9 protein-coding genes are annotated in these 12,866 nt (G+C 67.8%); 4 read left to right on the top strand and 5 right to left on the bottom strand.

Annotated elements, in window-relative coordinates; all coding sequences use genetic code 11:
- Positions 1 to 58: 58 nt before the first annotated feature.
- The 4 genes from ABFG95_RS27680 (at position 59) to ABFG95_RS27665 (ending at position 6,107) form a co-directional block, all read left to right on the top strand.
- Positions 59 to 2,464 carry a TonB-dependent receptor gene (locus ABFG95_RS27680; protein ID WP_068979829.1) on the top strand — a complete coding sequence of 802 codons (2,406 nt, stop codon included), beginning with the start codon at positions 59 to 61 and terminating at the stop codon, positions 2,462 to 2,464.
- Between the two features lie 2 nt (positions 2,465 to 2,466).
- On the top strand, positions 2,467 to 3,585 hold the full coding sequence (locus ABFG95_RS27675) for a hypothetical protein (protein WP_278992875.1): 1,119 nt from the start codon (positions 2,467 to 2,469) through the stop codon (positions 3,583 to 3,585).
- On the top strand, positions 3,582 to 4,238 hold the full coding sequence (locus ABFG95_RS27670) for a PepSY-associated TM helix domain-containing protein (protein ID WP_336729351.1): 657 nt from the start codon (positions 3,582 to 3,584) through the stop codon (positions 4,236 to 4,238). The genes ABFG95_RS27675 and ABFG95_RS27670 overlap by 4 nt, the downstream gene beginning before the upstream one ends.
- A 748-nt stretch (positions 4,239 to 4,986) precedes the next feature.
- A protein-coding gene (locus ABFG95_RS27665; RefSeq protein WP_348995162.1) for an IS3 family transposase occupies positions 4,987 to 6,107 on the top strand; the annotation gives its coding sequence in 2 pieces (ribosomal slippage) (positions 4,987 to 5,245 and positions 5,245 to 6,107; 1,122 coding nt in all).
- Here the strand turns inward: ABFG95_RS27665 and ABFG95_RS27660 are convergent.
- The 5 genes from ABFG95_RS27660 to ABFG95_RS27640 all read right to left on the bottom strand — a co-directional run bounded on the left by ABFG95_RS27660 (position 6,104) and on the right by ABFG95_RS27640 (position 12,800).
- On the bottom strand, positions 6,104 to 6,538 hold the full coding sequence (locus ABFG95_RS27660) for a hypothetical protein (protein ID WP_348995161.1): 435 nt from the start codon (positions 6,536 to 6,538) through the stop codon (positions 6,104 to 6,106). The genes ABFG95_RS27665 and ABFG95_RS27660 overlap by 4 nt on opposite strands.
- Positions 6,539 to 6,675: 137 nt before the next feature.
- Positions 6,676 to 7,878 (bottom strand): hypothetical protein, encoded by a 1,203-nt coding sequence (locus tag ABFG95_RS27655; RefSeq protein WP_348995160.1) that lies wholly within the window; start codon positions 7,876 to 7,878, stop codon positions 6,676 to 6,678.
- Between the two features lie 274 nt (positions 7,879 to 8,152).
- Positions 8,153 to 9,460: a YeeE/YedE family protein gene (locus ABFG95_RS27650; protein ID WP_348995159.1), complete on the bottom strand. Its 1,308-nt coding sequence runs from the start codon at positions 9,458 to 9,460 to the stop codon at positions 8,153 to 8,155.
- Positions 9,461 to 10,336 (bottom strand): sulfurtransferase, encoded by an 876-nt coding sequence (locus ABFG95_RS27645; protein ID WP_223308532.1) that lies wholly within the window; start codon positions 10,334 to 10,336, stop codon positions 9,461 to 9,463.
- A 256-nt stretch (positions 10,337 to 10,592) separates the two neighbouring features.
- Positions 10,593 to 12,800 (bottom strand): rhodanese-like domain-containing protein, encoded by a 2,208-nt coding sequence (locus ABFG95_RS27640; protein WP_175189624.1) that lies wholly within the window; start codon positions 12,798 to 12,800, stop codon positions 10,593 to 10,595.
- Positions 12,801 to 12,866 lie beyond the last annotated feature (66 nt).

Here is a 12,866-nt window from a genome sequence, read left to right as displayed (position 1 = left end):
TTTCGCTTGGCATGCCGGATGTACGACGCGTTTCGCGCGTCCGCCGCCAAGGAATCCCATGCACGTCCCTCCCTTCCGCTCCCCGCTCCTGGCCCGCGCCCTCGCCGCCGCGCTGGCCGCCCCGCTCGCCATGCTGGCCGCCACCCCGGTCCAGGCGCAGGCGCCAGCCGGCTTTCAGGTTTCGCCCGGCCCCTTGTCGCAGGCCTTGAGCCAGTTCGCCAGCCAGGCCGGCGTGACGCTATCGCTGGATGGGCGCCTGGTCGCCGGCAAGCAGAGCGCCGGGCTGTCCGGCGCCTACAGCGTGGACCAGGGCTTCGGCCGGCTGCTGGACGGCACCGGCCTGCGCGCCGAGCGGCGCCCGGACAACGTCTACACGGTGCGGCCGGCGGCCAGTGGCGACAATGCCGCCCAGCTGGAACCGGTGACCGTGCTGGGCGCGACCACCGCCGAAGGCGCCTACCAGCCGGAACCGGTGGCCTCGGTGACGCGCTCGCCGCTGGCGGTGCTGGACCAGCCGCAAGCCATCAACGTGGTGCCCGCGCAGGTGCTGCGCGACCAGCGCCCGCGCAACCTGGACGATGCGCTGGCCAACGTCAGCGGCATCACCCAGGGCAACACCCTCGCGGGCACGCAGGACACGCTGATGAAACGCGGCTTCGGCGCCAACCGCGACGGTTCGATCATGCACAACGGCATGCCGCTGGTACAGGGCCGCGGCCTGAACGCCGCCGCCGACACGGTCGAAGTGCTGAAGGGGCCAGCCTCGCTGCTGTACGGCATCATGGACCCGGGCGGCGTCATCAACATCGTCAGCAAGCGGCCGCAGCTGACGCCGTATCACGCCATCACGCTGACCGGTTCCACCTACGCGCACGGCCGCGATGGCGCCGGCGCCACGCTCGACAGCACCGGGCCGATCGGCGACTCGCGCCTGGCCTACCGCCTGGTGGTCGACACCATGAACGAGGACTACTGGCGCGACTTCGGCCGCCGCCGCGACACGCTGGTGGCGCCATCGCTCGCCTGGTACGGCGAAGACACGCAGATCGTGGCGTCGTACGAGCATCGCGACTACCGCTACCCATTCGACCGCGGCACCGCGCTCGACCCCACCACCGGCAAACCGCTGGACATTCCCTCGCGCCGCCGCCTGGACGAGCCGTACAACAACATGTGGGGCAGCACCGAACTGGCCCAGGTCACCGTCGACCAGCGCGTCACCGACCACTGGAAGGCGCACCTGGGCTATAGCTGGAACCAGGAACGCTACGATGCCAACCAGGTGCGCACCACCGCGATCGATCCGGTGGCCGGCACCATCAAGCGCAGCAACGACGGCACCCGCGGCGCGCTCTCCACCGATCACTACGTGATCGGCTACGTCGATGGCCGCATCGATATCGGCGGGCTGCGCAACGACCTGCAGGTCGGCGCCGACTACGAGCGCCGCAAGATCTTCCGTTCCGACCTGATCCGGCAGAACCTGTCCAAGCCCTTCAGCTACGTCAACCCGGTCTACGACCAGCAGGATCCCGGCAGCACCGTGGTCGCCAGCGACAGCGACCAGACCGACAAGCTGCGCGCCACCTCGTTCTTCCTGCAGGACTCGCTGCACCTGGGCGAGCGCTGGATCCTGGTGGGCGGGCTGCGCTACCAGCACTATGAGCAATTGGCCGGGCGCGGCCGGCCGTTCAAGACCAACACCGACATCGAGGGCGGCAAGTGGCTGCCGCGCGCCGGCCTGGTCTACAAATGGACGCCCGAGGTGTCGCTGTATGGCAGCTACACCGAATCGCTCAAGCCCACCTCGACCATCGCCCCGCTGACCAGCGGCACGGTGATCGACTCCGGCGTGGCGCCGGAACAGGCCAAGTCGTGGGAGCTGGGCCTGAAATGGGACATGCCGGGCCAGACCACCGGCACCCTGGCGCTGTTCGACATCCGCAAGCGCAACGTGCTGGTGTCGCAATACAACGATGTCACCAAGCTGACCGACTGGCGCACCAGTGGCGCGGCGCGCTCGCGCGGCGTCGAGCTGGACGTGAGCGGCTCGCTGTCGGCGCGCTGGGACTTCATGGCCAGCTATGCCTATCTCGACGCCCGCACCACCGACGATCCGCAGTACCAGGGCAACCGGCTCTGGAACGTGGCGCGCCACACCGGCTCGGTGGCGCTGGTCTATAACGCCGGCCAGGTGGGCGCGGGCCGTCTGCGCCTGGGCACCGCGGCGCGCTACGTCGGGACCCGTCCCGGCGATTCGGCCAATTCCTTCGAGCTGCCGGCCTACACCGTGGTCAACGCCTTCGCCACCTACGACACCCGCATCGCCGGCCGCAATGTGCAGTTCCAGCTCAACGTCAACAACCTGTTCGACCGCACCTACTACACGTCGAGCGCCAACCAATATTTCATTTCCATGGGCGACGCGCGCCAGTTTGTGCTGTCGACCCGGGTGGAGTTCTGAACATGAAGCAATCCGCTTGCGTGCGGGCGGCGTCGCAGGCGCGCCGGCGCGCCGCGACGCTGCCGAACCTCCTGGCCGCCGCCCTGATCGCCATGACCGCGGCCGGCGCCGCCCGCGCCGCGCCGGGCGATCCCATCATCGCCGAGCGCAGCGCGACCACGCTGCCCGGCAGCGGTCACAGCTGGGGCTTCGCCACGCTGGCGCAAGACGGCTTTGAACTGCTCCTGGCACGGCGCGAGAACGGCCTGACCGTCTACGACACCGCCCGCCGCCAGGCGCGCGCCCCGATCCCCGGCACCGAGGGCGCCAATGCCGTCGTCGCCGTGCCCGCCGCCGACCGGCTCTACGTGGCCGGCATGGACGGCAGCGTGCTCGTGCTGCGGGCCTCCGACAGCCGCGTGCTGCGGCACGTGCCGGTCGAGATCGGCAACCTCAACAATCTCCTGCATGACCCCGACAGCGGCCAGGTGCTGGTGACCAGCGGCCGCCGCGAAAACATCTCGCGCATCTATCGGCTCGATCCGGCCTGCGACTGTATACGCGCCAGCCTCGACCTGCCGGCCGCCAAGCTCGATGCGCCGGTCCTGCTGGGCGCGGGCCTGGTGGCGCTGCCGCTGCGCGACGAAGGCCGCATCGCCGTCATCGACCTGCGCCGCATGACGCTGATACGTTCATGGCAGCCGGCCCAGTGCCCGCGCCCCAGCGCCCTGGCGGCGGACCCGGCCGGCAAGCGTCTGTTCGTCGCCTGCCGCGGCGCCGAACCGCGCGTACTGAGCCTGGACGCGGACAGCGGCGCGCTCCTGGCCAGCGCCAAGTCCGGTCGCGACATCAACGCCCTGGCCTATGACGCCGCGCGCGGCTGGCTGCTGGCCCCGAGCGGCGCCGACGCTCGACTGTGGATCCACGACGCCCGCCCCGCCGGGCAACTGCGGCGCCTCGCCTCGGTCGGCACCCGTCCCTGGGCCCACAACATGGCCTATGACGCCGCCCACGGCATCGCCTACCTGTTCAGCATGGACGACACCGAGGTGTATCCGGCGCACGGGGGCGAGGCCCAACGCCATTTCGTCGCCGACAGCTTCACCATCACCGCGCTGCGCCTGCGCGACGCCCAACCATGACCGCCGCCGCCTCCGCCCGCCCGCGTCCGCCCGCGCGCCGCGGCCAATACCTGAAGGCGCTGCGCAAGGCCCACGGCTGGCTCGGCCTGTGGGGCGCGCTGCTGGGCCTGCTGTTCGGCGCCAGCGGCATCCTGCAGAACCATCGGGCCGTGCTCAAGATCGACCTGCCCGGGCCCGTGGTCGAGACCCTGCAATTGCAGGCGCCCGCGGATCTGCCCCGAACCGACGCCGCGGTGGGCCGCTGGTTGCAGCAGGCCCTGAAGCTGGACAAGCCGGTCGAACGCATCCGCAAGGAAGCGGCGCAGGATGTGCGCTGGGGCGATGTCACCGCGCGCCAGCCCGAGCGCTGGCAGGCGCTGTTCCGCGCGCCGGGCTATCAGGTGCAGGTGGAATTCTGGCCGCAAAGCGGCGCCGCCAGCGCCCGCCGCAGCAGCGCCAGCTGGTGGGGAGTGGTCCAGAACTTCCATCGCGCCAATGGCACCGGTGTGGCCTGGGTGCTGCTGTCGGACACCATCGGCGGCGCGCTGATCGCGCTGTGCCTGACCGGCGTGCTGCTCTGGACCGAGCTGGAAAAGCGCAAGCTGATCGGGCTGGCCATTGCGTTCGCTTCGGTGATCGCGTGCCTGGCGGCCGTGGCGCAATCGTGGGCCTGATCGGTCCTCAGACGGGCTGCGGTGCGGATAAGTTCAATATATGTCTTGTCCAACTGGTAGGTCGGGGGGGTGGGGCGATGAAAACAATCCCAAGACCGGCGCATAGACAAGATCGTCCGCCTCTTGCTCATTGTGGAGATCGTGGCGATATATAGAGTCCGCGATACTTCCGGGCTCGCCGCTTTGAGCCTCGACAAACTCTAACTCGGTTGTTGGGCCCGGCTCAGATACCGAAAAGAAGCTTAAGGAATACAACCCCCAGCAATCATCAAACTCGGGCGAGCCTTCCCATGAAAAGCACCCCAAGGGGTCCGGATCCCAAGGAGATGGCATCCAAGCATCCATGGGGGCATCGCCTACCACCTGAATCGGCGGAGATGGCTGGCCCATCAGATCCCCGGGGCCCGGCGTATCGACGACCTCGGCGAAATACCTTGTCCCGGAACCAGCTGGCGTGGATAACGCTGGGCTCTCGGTAAGCACCGGAGCATCCGCATCCTGCCCTCCCGGCGGCACAGTCGTCGAGAAGGGCAAATAGGGATCGTATGCTCCCCCACCCAAACCAGCTTGTGGCGTCCCGAGTCCCCACCCCGAGAAAAGTTGCCCGGATTCGTACGACGCCAACGGGTTATTTGACGCCGCGCCCAACTCCGGGGCAGGATGGTAGCCAGGCGTAATCAGGGTAATGTGACCTGCTCCCCGTGGTTAGTACGAAATCGATGTAGAGTCCGTTCACAAAGGAACGGCAATGAAGAAACGATTTACGGAAGAACAGATCATCGGGGTGCTGAAGGAGGCCGAGGCAGGGGCCAAGGTGGCCGAACTGTGCCGCAAGCACGGGATCTCGGAGGCCACCTACTACAACTGGAAGGCGAAGTTCGGCGGTATGACTGTCTCGGACGCCCAGCGACTGAAGGAGCTGGAGCAAGAGAACAACAAGCTCAAGAAGCTGTTGGCTGAATCGATGCTGGACAAGGCTGCGCTTCAGGACCTCCTGAGCCGAAAGTAGCAAGCCCGCAGGCCAAACGCGAAGCGGTCAGAACGTTGATGACCGAGCGCGGCATGGGTATCACCCGGGCCTGCGGGCTGGTAGGCATTTCCCGGTCGCTATTCGCTTATGAAAGTAAGCGTACGGGCGATGTGGCATTGACCGAGCGCATGAAGGAGATGGCAGCGCTCAAACGACGCTACGGCTATCGGCGCATCCATATTCTGCTGCGCCGTGAAGGCTGGCAGACGAATCACAAGCGGGTCTGGCGGCTTTACAGCCAAGCCGGCTTGAGCGTTCGAAAGCGTCGCCGCAAGCGCATCGCTCCCGCAGAACGGGTAGTTCGTCCCGTTGCGACGGCGCCGAATCAGAGCTGGTCAATGGACTTCGTGTCCGACGGTCTGGCCTATGGCCGCAGGTTCCGGTGCTTGAATATCGTCGATGACTACACGCGCGAGTGTCTTGCCATCGAGGTCGATACATCACTGCCGGGATTGCGGGTGGCACAGGTGCTGCAGCGGCTTGCGGAACTGCGTGGGCTGCCCAAATCCATCACCGTGGACAACGGCCCGGAGTTTGCCGGCAGGACCTTGGACGCTTGGGCCTATCAGGTTGGCGTGAAGCTGTCGTTCATCAGACCAGGCAAGCCCGTGGAGAATGCATACATCGAGAGCTTCAACGGAAAATTCCGCGATGAATGCCTGAATGAGCATTGGTTCATGTCGCTGCGCCACGCCAAATCCTTGATCGAAGACTGGCGCGTCGAGTACAACACCGAACGCCCGCATAGCGCGCTGGGATACTTAACACCGGAGCAGTTTGCTCAGGCGCATCGGCAACAAAGGTTTTTAACCCTGGACTCTATTTCGATGCCGTACTAAGTCTGGGGGCAGGTCACTCCAACTTTGCCATCTAGGGCCACGCCCGTCATCTTGGTACCGAACTGGTCGATGTAGGTCAGGCCATCGATTTTCTGGAAGAGTCTTTCGAAGGACTTGGCGAGTTCGAGAATGCGGCTCCCCATCCACTCGCTCGAAGCGTTGGGCAGATCAACGCATATAATTTTCTCGAAGAATACAAACGACATCAGGCGGGCATATAAGCGCTCAACCGCCGGAAGTTGGTCGAAATCAAGCTGGTCGAGCCTAGCCATCAAGACGAGATCTGCTTCCAGCTTTTTCATGGCTTCATCCGGCTGCCCCTGCGCGTCGAAATAGGCGATGTCATGGTCCTTGCAGAACGAATCGACGGGGCTGATTCCAGGTGTCACGCCGTCAATTCCGATACGCGTCAATACCGGGCTCTCGATCAACTGCGCCCTGGTTTTCTCCCCCCCTCTCTCCCCTGCGGACCAATTTGGCCCGCACCAAAACCCGTACACGGGGATGTAGCTTGTTGGACTCCAAGGATCCAGATCCGCCAATCTTATTGCGTCACGCTCCATAGCCATCAGTAGCTCCTCGAATTGATCGAACCGCCCCGTGCGCCGTTATCCACGCCGCTCGCACTTGTGTTCACCGGAATGATTTCCGCATCCCGCCACGACGGCAGGGAAATCGCGGTCCAGGTATCCGTCGCGATATCCAGCATGGCCAAGCCGCCCGGACGGTTCGTGACATCCATCGGCTGGTCCCAATAGATCATCGCGAGATAGGTGCCAGCCGGATCGCAGATCAACTCCTGCGGAATGAATCCCAGGCCCGGCTGCCAGGCCCTGCGCTGGCCTCCCGGTTCAATACGGATCACGGTCAGGCCGTAGCGCGGCGTCTGCCCCCAGAGATACAGGTTCCCTGCGCGATCCATCGTCGGCATCTCGGCGTACTTGATGCCGCTGAAGACCTGTGGCTCGGGCAGCCGCGTATCCCCGCGCCGCATGCGATGGACGCTGCTTCTGCCATACAGGGACTCGTAGCTCGAGAGATGTCGCGTCGGCCCGAAGGTTCGGAACAGGATCTCGTCATCCGAGAGATACTGCGCCTGGCCGCCGGAAACGAATTTGAAGATGCCGGCAAAAGGCCGTTCCGTCGCGTCGGCCCGATCAAACTCCCAGATATCGAAATCGAGCAGGCCCAGGCGTTGTCCGGGCGGCAGGATGCGTCCCGTCCTCCAGAATGCGATCCGGCTTTCATCCAGCGACATGAAAGGCGAGAGCTTGTTGCCCCGCGCCAAGGGAAGGATCTGGAGGCCCTCGCCATCGCTGCGCATCAGCAGGATCTGCATGGCGTCGAGCGAACGGCGCTGTTCATCGTCGGAATCGCCGGCGATCCGCCGCCGCGACATCACGATGTAGTTGCCCTGCGGTGAATAGTGGGCGTACGGATAGGTGTAGCCAGCGGGCAGACCGTAGCGGTACAGCTTTCCCGTCTTCCATTGATAGCGCATGACGTCGCACCGGTTGTCGCCGGTGCGGACGCATTCCACGAACAGCCAGTCATTGCCATCGGGATGCACGCTGAGCGAACGGATCTCCCGGCCGCCGTTGGGCGGGGAGAACGGCGTCTGCATCGTTGGCGTAGCCTGCGCCCGCTCGTCCGACTTGGCGTGCGCCTTGGCGAACCCGTGCGGGAACGGCAGCAACCAGGATAATGGCACCAGCAGAAGCATCGCCAGTACCGACATGATCACGAGCAGGTACGCGTGATGTCGTTTCATCGCCGGCGCCTCAGCTCGGCGCCGAACCTGATCTGCCGATGCAATAGCCGGGTTTCAGCGGCAACGCCGCACACCCCCGCCCCATACTTCCGACACCGCGCCACCGCCGCCTCCACGCCGCTACCCGACAACCGGACCTCCGTGGCGCCTGCTAAGGCGCGCGGGCCGCCTCGACCGGCCCGCCCATGGAGCCGTTATTGCCGATCCTTCCGCAATAACGTATCGGCGGGAACGGTCGAGCGGAAGCGGTTGCCGGTGGAAAGCGGACGGATGCTCAGCGCGTCGGGCGCAGTTTCAGCGCCACCCAGATCCCCGCCACGCAAGCCAGTCCAAAGATCCAGCCCGAGGCGGCGCCCGCCATCACGCCGGACAACAAGGTGCCGACGGTGCAGCCCAGCGCGGTCATGCCGCCCCATCCCATCAGCACCCCGCCGGTGAAGCTGCGCAGGATCTCACGCGCCGTCGGCCACCGCGGCCGGAACGCGCCGGCGGCCAGCGCGGCGGCCCAGGCGCCTGCCACCAACGCCAGCACGAAGGCGCCGTTGTTGGACAACAGCGCCTGCTTGACCACGGTGGCGCAGCCGGCGAAGGTGTCCAGCCCCTCCAGGCGTGGAGGCAGCGCGCCGGCCGCGGACGCGGCGGTGCGGGCCACGCTGCCCAGTTCGGCGGTCACGCCCAGCGGCGCGATGCGCAGGTAGGCGATGACGCCGATGAAGGCCACCAGCAGGCCGCCGACGGCGGGCGGCCAGCGGTCCCGCAGCACGGCTTGCCATGGCGAGGACGGCGGCGTGGCCGGGTCGTTCGCCGCGTGCTGGGAGGCATTCGCTGGCCGGATGGCGGCGCCGTCAGGCGCGCCATCGGCCTGGCGCGCGGCCGGCACGCGCCGGCCGAGCCGGCTCAGGCCCAGCGCCAGCAACGCCAGCAACGCGACTTGCAGCAGCACGGTGCCACCGTAGCCGAGGTGGTGCGGCAGCCACACCACCGGCGCCTGCTGGATCATGGCCAGGTACAAGGTGTTCCACGACGCGAAGCCCAGCACGAAGCCGAGCCCGGCGCCCAGCAAGGCGAACGGCGACGCCAGCGCGCCTTCTCCGAGGCGGTAGAAGTGCGCGCTGATGCAGGAGCCCGAAATGCGCATGCCGACCCCGAACACGAACGCTCCGGCCACCAGGGCCAGGCTGACCGGCCCGATGTGCGCGCCGGGCGGCAGGCGCTCGGCCCCGGGGATGGGCAGGAACGCGCCGAACACCGCGTGGTAGCCGAGCGTGCCGACCGCCAGCGCCACCAGCACGGCATAGGCGCCGGCCGGGTCGCGCCGTTCGATCGCGTCACGCGCGATGCAGTAGAAGCAGAATCGCGAACGCTGCAGCACGACGCCGAAGGCGGCGCCGAGCAGCAGCGACAGGGACAAACCGCGGCCGCCCTCGGGCTGCGACGCCAGCCACCAGGCGGCCGCGCCGATGGCGGCCAGCAGCGCCACGGCCGCCGCATTGGCGATCGCCGGGACGTCCGGCGGGACCGCGCCCGCCGTCAACGCCGTCGGCGGCGGAGCCGGCGACGCGGGGGTTGCCTGGGCGCTCACTCAGGTCTTGCCCCACACGGTGCCGGACGGATTGCTGATCGGCGAACCGACGCTGTTGCCATACTCGGTCCACGAACCGTCGTAGTTGCGCACGTCGTAGCCCAGCAGCTTGCGCAGCGCGAACCACGAATGGCTGGAGCGTTCGCCGATGCGGCAATAGGTGATGATGGGCTTGCTGCCGTCCACGCCCGCCGCCTGGTAGATGGCGCGCAGTTCGTCGGCCGACTTGAAGGTGCCGTCTTCCGCCACCAGCTTGCTCCAGGTGACGTTGACCGCGCCCGGCACGTGACCGGCGCGCACGGCCAGTTCCGGCACGCCGTTGGGCGCGAAGATCTTGCCGTTGTATTCATCGGCCGAGCGGATGTCGACCAGCACGCCCGCCTTGTCCTTGCGCGCCACGGCCAGTACGTCCTGCAGGTGGGCGCGCAACGCGGTGTTGGCGTCCTTCGGGCGGGCGTTGCCCGCGGCGGGGATCTTCACGCTGTTGGACAGCGGCCGGCCCTCGGCTTCCCATTTCTTGCGGCCGCCGTCCAGGATCTTGACGTTCTCGATGCCATAGATGTCGAAAATCCAGGCGCCCCACGCGGCGAACCAGTTGTTGTTGTCGCCATACAGCACCGTGGTGCTGTCGCTGTTGACCCCGGTGCGTTGCAACAGGGCCTGGAACTGCGCGGGCGGCGCGATGTCGCGGTTGACGGTGTCGACCAGGTCGGTGTGCCAGTTGACGTTGCTGGCGCCCGGAATGTGGCCGCGCTCGAACAGGCCGGGGTTGACGCTCACCTCGATGACGCGCACCTTGGGGTCGTTCAGGTTCTTCTCCAGCCACTCGGTGGTGACCAGGTACTTGGCATGTTGCGCCGTGGCGGGAAAGGCCATCAGCGCGGCCAGCGCGGCGAAGGCGCCCGCCAGCAATTTGGAAAGGGACATCACGTTCTCCGGAAGCAGGCACGATCGGGCCTGGGAAACCGGAGCATATTTGTTCAGCTTACAGTCAGGAACAATTAAGTGGTCATAACCTGATTACCGCGACGCGCAGATTGCGGCGCCAGGCGCAAATGGCGCGGCCGCGCAGGCAGGCGATGGGCGGCCGGCGGCACCATGCCGGCCGCCCATCGCTCGCGCGCCGCCGCGCCTATGCCGCCGCGATCAGCCGGATATCCGCGCTGCCGTCGCGCTCCAGTTGCGCCACCAACCCCAGTTCCCAATCGAGGTAGTCACGAAAACCCTGGTCGCGCGCCGAGAGATCGTCGAACAGGTACGGACTGATACTCTGGTCGTCGTCGCCCGTCAGCACGCCGTCGGCGCCCTGCGCCAGCGGCAGGCCCTGCGCCTGCCAGGCGCGGGTGCCGCCCAGCAGGTAGCGCACCGGGCGGCCGGTGCGCCAGGCCAGCTCGGCCGCCGCCACGGCGGCCAGCACGCCGTCGGGCGACGTCAACACGATCGTCCGCTGCGTGTCGGCCGGCAGGAACTCCTGCAGGCGATCCGGCGCGGCATAGCGCGCGCCCGGCACGTGGCCGCGCTCGTAGGCCAACCGCGATTCAATGTCGAAGACCTCCGCCGAACCGGCGTCGATAGCCGCCTGCAAGGCCTGCGGCCGCAACGCCGGCACGTCGGGCCGGTGCCGCAGCACGCGGCGCGGCTCGGCGCCGCGTTCGAGCGCCGCCAGCGCCGGCGGCTGGTACAGGTAGACCTCGACCGCGCCCAGTTGCGCCAGCCAGGCGCCGGTGGTCTGGGCGCGCACGCCGTCCCAGTCGGCCAGCACCACGCGCGCGCGCCGGGTGGCCAGGTACTCGTCGGTGGCCTGCACCAGTTGGCCGCCGGGCGCCCAGCGCCAGCCCGGCAGGTGACCGGTTTCGTATTCCTCGCGGGTGCGCACGTCGAACTTGTACAGCGTGCGCGTGCCCTGCTCGGCCTCGAAGGCGCGCAACGTGGCCGCGTCGATATGGCCGATGCCGGCACGCTGCGCCACGCCGCGCGCCTGCTCGCGCGCGGCGGCGGCGCTGTCGGCCGACGGTTCGGGCAGCGCCGCCTGACGGCCATAGGCCAGCTCGCGGCCGGACAGCAGCCATTCCATGGTGCCGTTGCGCAGCGACGCGACGCGGTTCGGGATGCCGGCGTCGATCAGCGTCTGCGCGCCGACAATGCTGCGCGTGCGGCCGGCGCAGTTCACCACCACGAAGGTCTTGGGATCCGGCGCCAGCTCGCGGATGCGGTACACCAGCTCGGCGCCCGGCAGGCTGTGCGAGAACGGCAGCGTGAAGTTGTGGAATTCCTCCGGCGTGCGACTGTCGACCACCACGATGTCGTCGCCGCGCGCGACCCGCTCGTGCAGTTCGTCGACGTCGATCCACGGCGTGTGCTTTTCGTGTTCGATGACTTCGCCAAAGGCCTTGCTGGGCACGTTGGTGCCCGAAAACAGTTCGCGCCCTTCCCGCTCCCAGCCGTCGGTGCCGCCGGCCAGCACCGAGATGTCGGTCCAGCCCAGGCGCGTCAGCTTGGCGGCGGCCTGATGCGCCAGGGTCTCGTCGTCGTCCACCAGCACGATGCGCGTGTCGCGGCGCGGCACCAGGCGGTCGGCCAGCACTTCCAGGCGCCACAGCGGCGCCGGCACTGCGTACAGCAGGTGGCGGCGGGCGTAGCGGCCGGCTTCGCGCACGTCGAGCACGGCGATCTCCGCCTCGCCGCGCAGCGCTTCCTGCAACCCGGCGGGCGACAGGCGCGCATGGTAGATCGCGGCCGGCGGCGAAAAGGTGCGGTAGGCGCCGCCGGCGGTGCTCTCGAACACCACGCGGCCGTGCAGGCGGTCAAGCGCCAGGCCGTAGAAATGCAGGTGCGCGCCGGGCGCGTCGCCCACCAGTTCGATGGTGTGCACGTCGGCCGGTCCCAGCACGATGGAATTGCCCGCCGCCACGTCCACCCGTCGCACGTGGGTCAGCACGTCGCGCCCGGGCTCATTGCCGGCGCTGCGCGCATAGACCTCGTTGCGCTCGTTGCCGGAGACGCCGGCGATGATGGCCCAGGTGGTGTGGTCGTGCGGCGGCTGCGCCTTGCCGGGCTCGCCCAGCGACAGGTACAACGCGTAGCCGCCGTCGGCGTCTTCGGCCAGGCGGTAGATCGAGGTGGGCCGTCCGGGCACCACCGCAAAGGCCTCGGCCGGAAACAATTCCGCGCGGCGTCCGAGCGCTTCGAGCAGACGGGCCACCGGGGCCAGTTGTTCGGGCGTGGCGCGCGCGGGGTCTGGCGCCAGCGCCTTGACCTGCGCGATGAAGTCGCGCACGGCGCGGGCGCGTTCGGTATCGTGGCGGAAAGCGGCGGCGGCCGCGTCGGGATGGGTGCTCATGGGATCCGGAATTCCTGGGGTTGAAGAACCGGATCAGCCTACGTCCGCGACCGGGCGCGGACAACG

It is taken from the genome of Achromobacter sp. HNDS-1 (genome assembly GCF_040084795.1).
In the GTDB taxonomy this organism is placed as follows: Bacteria; Pseudomonadota; Gammaproteobacteria; order Burkholderiales; family Burkholderiaceae_B; genus Achromobacter; species Achromobacter ruhlandii.
This window is presented reverse-complemented; position numbering and strand designations above follow the sequence as displayed.